Origin of the sequence: Actinotignum inguinis (assembly GCF_051265835.1) — a bacterium.
Taxonomy (GTDB): Bacteria; Actinomycetota; Actinomycetes; order Actinomycetales; family Actinomycetaceae; genus Actinotignum; species Actinotignum timonense.
Window position 1 is genome coordinate 1 of record NZ_JBOZDP010000034.1, and the last position, 10005, is coordinate 10005.

Sequence of the window (10005 nt, forward strand, 5' to 3'; positions counted from 1 at the left end):
TCTTGTTTCACGGTAGTCATTCTGGTTTATCTCCTAGGTGGTTTTCACCCTCACACACAAACCATTAGACACTCTCCGGCATGGATGTCGATGCCGCTTTAGCTCGGCAATGGTTAACCAATGTGAGCTACTACCGACTGTCGGCATATTGGTATCCGGCTCGTATCCTCATGCCCAACGGACACCGCCGCGACATCTTTGCACCAGGCACCACGTTTCTGGCCGCAGTTGAGCTTTATGAGGCAGATAGAAAACTCCGCACACTTGTCCACGACGGCATGGAACGCATTGAGATTACAATGCGTACTCGCATCGGAGAAGTGCTATGCGTAGACGACCCCTTAGGATATACCAACCCTAGCCACTTTCGCCCATCTTTCAACCATGAAAAATGGATGGCAACAGTACAGAAACGGGTTGCCAGAGTCGGGCAAAACAATGAAGCAATCAAACATTACCGCGACGAGTACGACGGAAAGTACCCCTTCTGGGTCCTAGCTGAAATACTCGATTTTGCGGATATTTCACGACTATTTGAAGGCCTTCCCGCCAAGGAACAACGTGAAATTTCCAGAGAGTTGAACATTGACGTTGCCCTTGAAAACTTATCGAAAAACCAGCAACGAAAAGCGAAAACACAACCACCTCTGATGCGTTGGCTGGAGCAACTAACTGTGGTTCGTAATATCTGCGCTCATCACGGACGTCTGTGGAATAAATCCTTCGTCCCAGCGCCGACCGCAGCATTACGGACCCTGTCTGAATTCGGGTCGCTTCCCGAAGGCCAAAGCGAAAAGGTCTTCGGCGTGCTGACAGTGATGGCACATTTGCTTCGCGTTACTTCGCCCGGAACGGCTTGGCCCGACAAGATTGCCCAGCACATCAAGAGCGCTTTTTTGACTAACCCCCTGGTACGACCCGCCAGTCTGGGACTACCTGCGGGTTCGTTCGAATCGCTGTAATCAGAGCGGTACCCTCTAGAAAAAGTACGCGCCGACTGAGCTGCGCCGTCGTACCGAAACATGCCTATAGAACACTCAGAGAAATGGACCCACCTCGGCCGCGACCCGTACTGAAACGATGTTTCGCGCGACCAAACGACGTTCCACAGCATGAGCACAACGACGTTCCGTGCGCTCGAAACACTGCTTTATGTGACCGGAACGCTGTTCCACTGGGCATTATTGTCTGACAATAACTTTCCAAGCGCGGAGGTGCTGTGCTATTTGCGTTGGTGTCTGACAATAGCGTCAGACGAGACGATGATGTCTGCCAGAAAGGTAACAGCACAATGTCAACTCCTCGCGCCCGGCGTGGGTGGAGTGCATTCGTGGCACTGTCGGCCACGGTTGCTCTCACGGTCACGCCGTTGACAGCGTGGGCCAGCCCGGGGGAAACGCCCCCGCAGCCCGAACCTCAGGCAGCGGAAGTCCTCGAGACTGCGCAGCCGGCCCTCACTGCTGACGAATTAGAATCAGGCACGTCAAGCGCTCTCGCCGCGGAGAGCACGCCAGAAAACAGCGAAAGCTCAACTGAACCTACTAATAGAGCCGCCGAGACTACTGAAAGAGCAGCCGAGAGCACCGAGGCTTCGGAGGCCGAAAATACCGCGGACGCCGCGAACTACATGTCGATCACCTTTAAACGCACCGATGACAACGGAGACCCGCTCCGCATCGGTCAAAAGATGACGTTCGCAATTACCTACACGAACCACTCGAAGCAAAACATCACGGCGTTCCCCTACCAGTCGAATCTCAAGGGTGTTCTCACCAATGGAACACCGAATTGCCGCTGGGCCAATCTCAAACCCGGCGAAACCAAAGGCTGCACGAAGGTTACCTACACGGTGACAGCCGAAGATGCAGCGACCGGCACCTTCACCCCCTTCGTGGAATTCCGCGCCACCGAAGATCGCAACGGCACAAAGGTCCTCCAGGAGGGCATCCGCCAGGAACTCACCCCGGTGACCCTCATTAATGAGCAGGCTCCAAAGGAACCGGACCCGGCAACCATCCCCACCGAACGGGGGGATATGGAAACCGTGCGCCTGGCACGCGCGGGCGATAAGGAAGACTACTGCTACCGCATCCCGGCCCTCGCGCAAGCGAATAACGGCTGGATCTTGGCCGCTTACGACGGCCGCCCCGGATCCTGCATGGACTCCCCCAACCCGAACCACATCACCCTGCGTATCTCCAAGGACAACGGGAAATCGTGGACCGAGCCGAAGGAAGTCCTCCAGGGCAAGGGCACGCTTTACAGCCGCGATAAGTACGGGTATTCCGATCCGTCCTTCGTGGTGAATGAGGAAACCGGCCGTATTTTCCTTTTCTCCGTCTTCTCTTATGACAAGCGTTTCCAGGATTCGCGCCCCGGCACCGATCCCAATGATCGCAATGTGTTGCACGCGCAGGTCGTCTACTCCGATGACAATGGCGAGACCTGGTCCCAGCCGCGCATCATCACGAACGACATCACTTTCGATAAGGGCATTCGTTCCCGCTTCGCCGCTTCGGGCGCTGGTATCCAGCTCAAGTACGGCGAGCACAAGGGTCGCCTGGTTCAGCAATTCACCATGACTATGCCGAATAACCGCGGTTACGCGGCGGTCTCCGTGTACTCGGATAACAACGGTGAAACCTGGACCCCGGGCGCACCCGTGTACGGCAATATGGACGAGAACAAGGTCGTGGAACTGTCCGACGGCACTCTCATGCTCAACTCGCGTTCCTCGGATAATGTGTGGGCCCGCAAGATTGCGTATTCCACGGACGGCGGGGCAACCTACAGCCCCATGCAGGTCGATTGGCAGCTACCCGATCCGCATAACAACGCCTCGATTATCCGCGCCTTCCCGAACGCGCCCCAGGGCAGCGATAAGGCGAAGATTCTGCTTTACTCGTCCTCGTCCCCGGACGGTCGCGAAAACGGCCTCATCCGTGTTTCTTACGACGACGGCGAAAGCTGGTCGGTGGGCAAGCTCTTCAAGAAGGGTGCTATGGCCTACTCCACCATGTGGGCGATGAAGGATGGCCGTTACGGCATCTTCTTCGAGGGCGATAACAATGACATGCTCTACGCCCACTTTGGCTTCGATTGGCTGAATTCGGTACCGCTCTCCACCACTCCTGAACGCGTGGTGGTCAACCGCGGTGAAGCGAAGGTGAAGATCAGCGTCTCCAACCTGGGAACCGCCGCCATCGAAAATCCGGTTATGGCGCCGCTGTGGCTGCCGCGCGGGTGGTCCGCTGAGCCGGTACAGATCGGAAAGCTGGAGGCCGGTGAAACGCGCACGGTCGCGATTCCGGTCACCATCGGCGATAGCGCTGTCGCGTACGACGACGATATCGGGCTCGACTTCGTTGTGAATGTGGAAGGCAAGGTCGGGGTGAACGCCAGCGCGATCGCCCGGCTGGAGGAACGCGAAGGGGAAACCCCCGCGCCGCAGCAGTACATGACCGTGGACTTCACGCGCACCGATGACGGCGGGGAACCGCTGCGCATCGGCCAGGAACTGACCTTCCGCGTCTCTTACACGAACACTTCGGAGCGCACGATCACGGCATTCCCGTACCAGTCCAACCTCAACCGCTTCCTGACCACCGGCACCCCGAATTGCCGCTGGGGTAATCTGGCGGCCGGGGATACCAAGGGCTGCGATACCATCACCTACAAGGTGACCGCGGAAGATGCCGAGCGCGGTAGCTTCACCCCCTACGTGGTGTTCCGTGCCACGGAGGATCGCGAGGGCATGCGGGTGCTTCAGGATAATATCCGCGCGGAGCTGCCCGCCATCAAGGTGATCAACGAGGAGATTGGTAAGCGGCCTGACCCGGCCACCATCCCCACCGAACGCGGGGATATGGAAACCGTGCGCCTGGCGCGCGCCGGGGATAAGGACAACTACTGCTACCGCATCCCGGCTCTCGCCCAGGCGAATAACGGCTGGATCCTCGCGGCTTATGACGGCCGCCCGGATTCCTGCATGGACTCCCCCAACCCGAACCACATCACTCTCCGCATTTCCAAGGACAACGGAAAGTCGTGGACGGCACCCGAGGAAATCCTGCAGGGCAAGGGGCATATTCGCGATACCGATAAGTACGGCTTCTCCGATCCTTCCTTCGTGGTGAATGAAGAAACCGGCCGTATTTTCCTCTTCTCGGTGTTCTCTTACGATGTGCGTTTCCAGGATTCCCAGCCCGGCACCGATCCGGATAACCGGCGGGCCCTGCACGCGCAGGTGGTCTACTCCGATGACAACGGCCAGACCTGGTCCAAGCCGCGCCTCATCACTAAGGACATCACCTTCGATGAGAATATCCGCTCCCGCTTCGCGGCCTCCGGCGCTGGTATCCAGCTCAAGTACGGCCCGCATAAGGGCCGCCTCATCCAGCAGTTCACGATGACCATGCCGAACGGCAAGGGCTACGCCGCCGTCTCCGTCTACTCGGATGACAACGGCGCCACCTGGACCCCGGGCGCACCCGTGTACGGCAATATGGACGAGAACAAGGTCGTGGAGCTCTCCGACGGCACCGTCATGCTCAACTCGCGTTCCTCGGATGGCATTATGGCCCGCAAGGTCGCCTTCTCGAAGGACGGCGGCCAGACCTACACCCCGATGCAGGTCGAATGGCAGCTGCCCGACCCGCGCAATAACGCCTCGATTATCCGCGCGTTCCCGAACGCACCGGAAGGCAGCGCACAGGCGAAGATTTTGCTTTATTCTTCGTCGTCCGCGACCTCGCGTTCGAACGGCCTCGTGCGTATTTCGTACGACGACGGACGCACGTGGTCAGTTGGTAAGCAGTTCAAGCAAGGTGCCATGTCGTACTCCACGATGTGGGCCATGGATGATGGCCGGTATGGCATCTTCTACGAGGGCGATAACAATGACATGCTCTACGCGCATTTCACCCTGGATTGGCTGAACTCCCTGCCCGTTTCCGCGGTCCCCGCGGAGAACGCCAAGGTGTATCGCGGTAAGTCCACGATTCCGCTGTCGGTAACCAATATGGGCAGCGAGGATCTTGCTGGCGTGGTGGCCACCCCCGGTGAGCTGCCCGCCGGTTGGGAAGCTGAAGCGGTGGAGCTGGGCACCCTCAAGGCCGGGGAAACCCGCGTTGTGCAGGTGCCGGTGACCATCGGTGCGAAGGTGCTGGCCGGCGACGGTAACCAGACCGTCCCGTTCCGCATTACCTCCGGTGACAAGGTGGCGGCCAATGGCTTTGCCGAGGTCACCCTCATCAACCGCGAATGCGAATCGCGGCCGGTCTACGTGCCGGGCGTGAAGCTCGCTAACGAGGTGGCGGCGGAAACCGCCCGGGAGGATAACGGCACCGATAACCTCTTCGACGGCGATCTCAACACCATTTGGCACAGCCCGTGGAGCTCCACGATCACACTGCCGCTGGATATTGATCTGGCCCTGCCCCAGGCTGAGAATATCGGCCGCGTGGATGTGCATCCGCGCAGCGCCGGCGGGGATAACGGCCGCATCCGCACCGCGGAACTGTGGGCCGGTAAGGATGCTGAGAGCGCGGTGAAGATTGCCGAAGGCACCTTCGAGAATTCGCCGGAGCCGGCAACCTTCTTCGTGGATGCCAAGGACACTAAGTTCCTGCGCCTGCGCATTACCGGCACCTACGGGCGCACCGCCGATTCCCTGGCCTCCGCCGCGGAAATCGCGGTGTACAAGATGACGGAAGTTTCCGATACCTGCGTGGAGCCGAGCCCCGAGCCCAGCCCCACGCCCGGTACCGAGGAGCCGACGCCGGGTACTGAGCCGACGCCGGGTACCGATCCCACCCCGGGTACTCCCGATCCGAGCCCCAAGCCGGATCCGACGCCCGATAAGCCGGCACCCTCGCCCGAACCGACTCCGGGCACCGAGGATCCGGCTCCGGAGCCCAGCGAACCCGCGGTTCCCGAATCCAACGGGAACTCCAACTTCCTCTCGAACTCGTGGACATCCACAGTTGCTGATCTCGTCTTCTCCTATGGGCGCGCCGGCGACGAACTCCTCGTGGGCGATTGGACCGGAGACGGCCGCAAGTCCGTGGCGGTGCGCCGCGGCAACCAGTTCTTCGTGAAGAACTCCCTGGGCGGCGGCAATGCCGACACCGTATTCTCCTACGGCAAGGCCGGCGACAAGGTCGCGGTGGGTGACTGGAATGGCGACGGCAAGTCCACCTTCGCGGTTATCCGCGGCAATAAGGTGTTCGTGAAGAACTCGCTGACCAGCGGCAATGCCGATAGCGTTATCGCTTACGGCAAGGCTAGCGATACCCTCATCTCCGGTGATTGGGATGGCGACGGCGTCGCGACCTTCGCGGCGGTGCGCGGCAACCAGTTCTTCGTGAAGAACTCCCTTGAATCCGGAAACGCGGACGCTGTCTTCAGCTTCGGCCGCGTGGGCGATGAGGTCATCGTGGGTGATTGGGATGGCGACGGCGTGGACACCGTTGGGGTGCGCCGCGGCAACGTCATCTACACCGCCGATGCGCAGGGCAATACCGTGATGAGCGTCGCCTACGGCAAGCCCGGCGACCAGCTCATCATCGGCGACTGGGATGGCGACGGCATCGACACGCCTGGCGTGCGGCGCTAAGCGCTTCCCGCTTCGCGGAGAGGCCACCTCATCTCATTGAGATAACACCTCATCTCGCTGACATAGCGTCGCGGTGATGCAGCACCTTCGCATTACGTAGCGCCTCGCGCCGAGAAGCACCTCGCGGCGCGAGAAGCGAGATACAAACCGGGGCCGGGTGGGCTGGATTTCCAGCTCACCCGGCCCCGTTGCGTGGCGTGCCGCGCGGGTACGTTCCCGGCTTAGTTAGCGCAGCTCGCTGCCCGGGATAAGGTCGAGGTAGAGCGAATTCTCGCGTTCAAAAACGACGGCGAGGCTATCCGAGAGCCACACCGCGTCCGAGTAACCGAATTCGCCCGGGCCCAGGGAGCGGAGTAGGCGTCCGGCGTCGTCGACAATAGCGCCGTTCTCCCGGGCGGTATCCGAATGCGGGTGGATGAGGACGGTGTCATCTCCGCAGGTGATGAGCTTGGCATTGCATCCCGGATCGGGGAGGCTGAGGGGCTGCGGCGCGGACCAGGTCAGGCCGTCGCTCGAGCGCGCCACCACGCGCCCGCCGCGGCCCTGGAGGCGGATATTCGCGATGACCTCGCCGCCGCTCACCTCGAGGGTAGTTTCGTCCAGGCCGGGGGTGCCGACCGGGCGGATTGGCTCGGAAATCGCCACAATCCGGCCCGCGCGCACGTGCACCACGTAGATCACGGCTTCCCCGCCGCGGTTCGTGACATACGGCAGGAGCGCGGTATCGCCCAGCAGCGGGGTGGAGCCGGAGGTGGCGAAGAGGCCATCGCAGCGCAGCTCGCTATACAGCTCGTCGTCCACCCGGGTATGGGTCAGGGAGTCGAGGCTAGTTCCCCAGGCAATCCAAGCTTCCAGGCGCGGCCCGTCAAAGCGCGAGCCGAAGTAGCCGATTTCTTCCGAGGCGGCATAGGCCAAGGTAATGCCGGCGTCGTTCCCATCAGAGTTTCCGGCATCGCTCCCGGCATCGCTCCCGGCATCGCTCCCGGCGGCGGTTGGCGCTGCGGCCTCCGCGCCGGTAGCGCTGCTCGCGGGCGCACCGGCCACGCAGGGATCCCCGCACACCGCCGGTGTTCCCGGAACCGGGCGCGGCGCGGAAAAGTCGAGGTCCTGCGCGCGCAGCGGCGTGCCGGCGGCAGGCGCTTCCGAGTCCGCTGCGCTCGCCCCGGCATCGGCGGGAAGCTCAGCGGTGATATAGCAAATCCGGTTGGGATTGGGCAGGTCGGCGGCCATGGCCCCGCCCAGGTTTTCCCAGTCAAAATCCCCGCTCGGATGCGGGCGTTCATCGAAGAAAACGGTCAGCTGGTTATCCCGATGCAGCACGGCCGGGATGCGGAAATCACGGTCGGCGGTACGGGTGACGAGCGCGCGGGCCGAACAGCCAGCCGCGGCGCCAGCGCTGGGCGCGGTGGCCTGCGCACGATCATTGTGCGGGTCCTTATGTAGAGAAGTCATGGCACCATCCTATGTGGTTGTCAGACTTAATGCCGCTGCCCGGCGCCGGGCTGCTGCCACGTACTTTTCCGCGGGATAACGGGGCTGGTGGGCGGTAGGCGCGGCGTCGTCGCCCTTCTTGAAACGGAGGCACGTGCCGGTGGTGCACACCACGTTTTGACAGGGCCGCCGCGCTGTGTAAAATCCTGTGTGCAGCAAGCGAGGCCGGGAGGTACCACCCGCGTTTCGAGCTGTTCGCGTACAGCAACGATACCGATTCTTGACCGTTACTAGAGCTTGCACTGAAGACTTTTCTTGTTTTACGCTGAGGTTCAGCGGCCCATGACCGCGTGACACCCCCGGTGTTTCGTCCAGTACGACGACGCCACCCCCAACCCAACCTAACAGCAGCGCATGTTTGCCTGATACATACCAAGCGCTGGCTAATTCCTGACCGAATTTCCCCTGTGGGACCGAGTTGCGGAGGACGACGATTCTCATGACCACTCAACTGACTCGCCTGACCCGGTGCACGCGTGAGGACATCCCCACCCTCGCCACCATCCGCCGCACCATCGAAGAAACTATGGCCGCCGCCGGTAACAGCCAATGGCCCCTCGGCTCGCTGCCGGTGTGGAAAATCGCCGAGCAGGTAGACGCCGGCGAATTCTGGGCTTTGCGCGCGGCCGATGGCACCATCACCGCCGCCGTGCGGGCCCTGCATTCCGACCCGCTCATCTGGTTCGACGATATGCCCGCCCTCTACCTGCACACCCTCATGGCCAATCCGGCCGTTGCGGCGAAGGGCGCCGGGCGGGCGATCCTGGCCGCAATGGCCCAACTGGCCGTCACCTACGGCTACGACCGGGTGCGCCTGGACTGCGTGGGGCCGCTGCGCGGCTTCTACGCTCGCCAAGGCTTTGAGGACACCGGCATGACCCATTCCGGTAACCACTCGGCGGATATGGATGCGCACCTCATGGAGCGCATCCTGCTGCCGGAGTTCACGCCGGTGGGTGAGTTTGGGGCTGTGCTCGAAGCAGCTGCGCCACTGGTGTAGCAGCGCGCGAAACTACGCTAAACTAGCCTTTTGCAGCCCGCGTGGGCGGCGCTGCCTGGAGAGTTGTCAGAGCGGCCGAATGAGACGGTCTTGAAAACCGTTGTGCGGCGACCCCGCACCAAGGGTTCGAATCCCTTACTCTCCGCATGTGATCTAGCTCTCAGGTCGAGGAATCGGCTTGAGGACCTAGTTTTTGTTGGTAGGACGCGGAAAAATCGGGGAATGACGAGACTTGGAGCACTCCCCCGTAGCCACTCTTGACCGGCCTTTAGGGGTACTTACGGGTACTCCGGGGGTACTTTTGGGGGTACAACCCAAGGGGTGGAGATTTGTACCCCCAAACCGGGGTACGCGACGAAAATAAAAGGGGCGATTTGACGAACAGCGCCTCCGTTCGGGACTGCGAGATAGATTTACACGCTGATAGTATTGAGATGCCGGCGAAAAGAGGGTCAGGGATCCTCTTCCCCCACCGAGGGGATAGCTGGCTCCTACTTTTTACCCACCCCCGGCTACCCAACACTGGCTGTCGAGCGCAAGTTTCTCGAACGGAAAGGCTTATAACAATGAGGACGGACGACGAACTACTTGCCGAAATTGAAAGCGACGCCGACATTGATCCCGAACGGCTTATTACGGATCCAGAGCTAGTAAAAACAGCTGCCGCGCAAATTCGGATCAAAATCGTACAACGCGCACGTGATGAGGCAGTCATACATGCCCGAAAATGTACGAATTAGCGAGCCGAGCCCAGACTTCTCCGGCGAGAACACATCCAAGTCTCACCAAGTCTCGTTTCCACCACTCTCCGAGGCACCTTTAGGCTTATAGGACAAAATGTGTTGGTTACGGTTTAGTAGGTTTGGTTCCATTTAGCCCCGTTGTGTAGATCGGTCCA

4 protein-coding genes and 1 tRNA gene are annotated in these 10005 nt (G+C 60.9%); 4 read left to right on the forward strand and 1 reads right to left on the reverse strand.

The genetic code is table 11. From position 1 onward, the window contains the following. The first annotated feature begins 80 nt into the window (after positions 1-80). Together ACRQFC_RS09060 and ACRQFC_RS09065 are read left to right on the forward strand one after the other, a co-directional pair. Entirely contained in the window at positions 81-962 is an 882-nt protein-coding gene (locus ACRQFC_RS09060; RefSeq protein ID WP_435734674.1) for an Abi family protein, read from the forward strand. 329 nt (positions 963-1291) lie between these two features. Beyond that, positions 1292-6616 (forward strand): exo-alpha-sialidase, encoded by a 5325-nt coding sequence (locus ACRQFC_RS09065; protein ID WP_284897169.1) that lies wholly within the window; start codon positions 1292-1294, stop codon positions 6614-6616. A 225-nt stretch (positions 6617-6841) separates the two neighbouring features. On the opposite strand, the gene ACRQFC_RS09070 is transcribed toward ACRQFC_RS09065, so the two are convergent. After that, positions 6842-8068, reverse strand: a complete 1227-nt coding sequence (locus ACRQFC_RS09070; protein WP_435722867.1) for a sialidase family protein — start codon at positions 8066-8068, stop codon at positions 6842-6844. 478 nt (positions 8069-8546) lie between these two features. Between ACRQFC_RS09070 and ACRQFC_RS09075 the strand changes: the two genes are divergently transcribed. Further along, positions 8547-9107 (forward strand): GNAT family N-acetyltransferase, encoded by a 561-nt coding sequence (locus ACRQFC_RS09075; RefSeq protein ID WP_284889966.1) that lies wholly within the window; start codon positions 8547-8549, stop codon positions 9105-9107. A gap of 57 nt (positions 9108-9164) precedes the next feature. Next, positions 9165-9252 (forward strand) — tRNA-Ser (locus ACRQFC_RS09080). Positions 9253-10005: the final 753 nt, after the last annotated feature.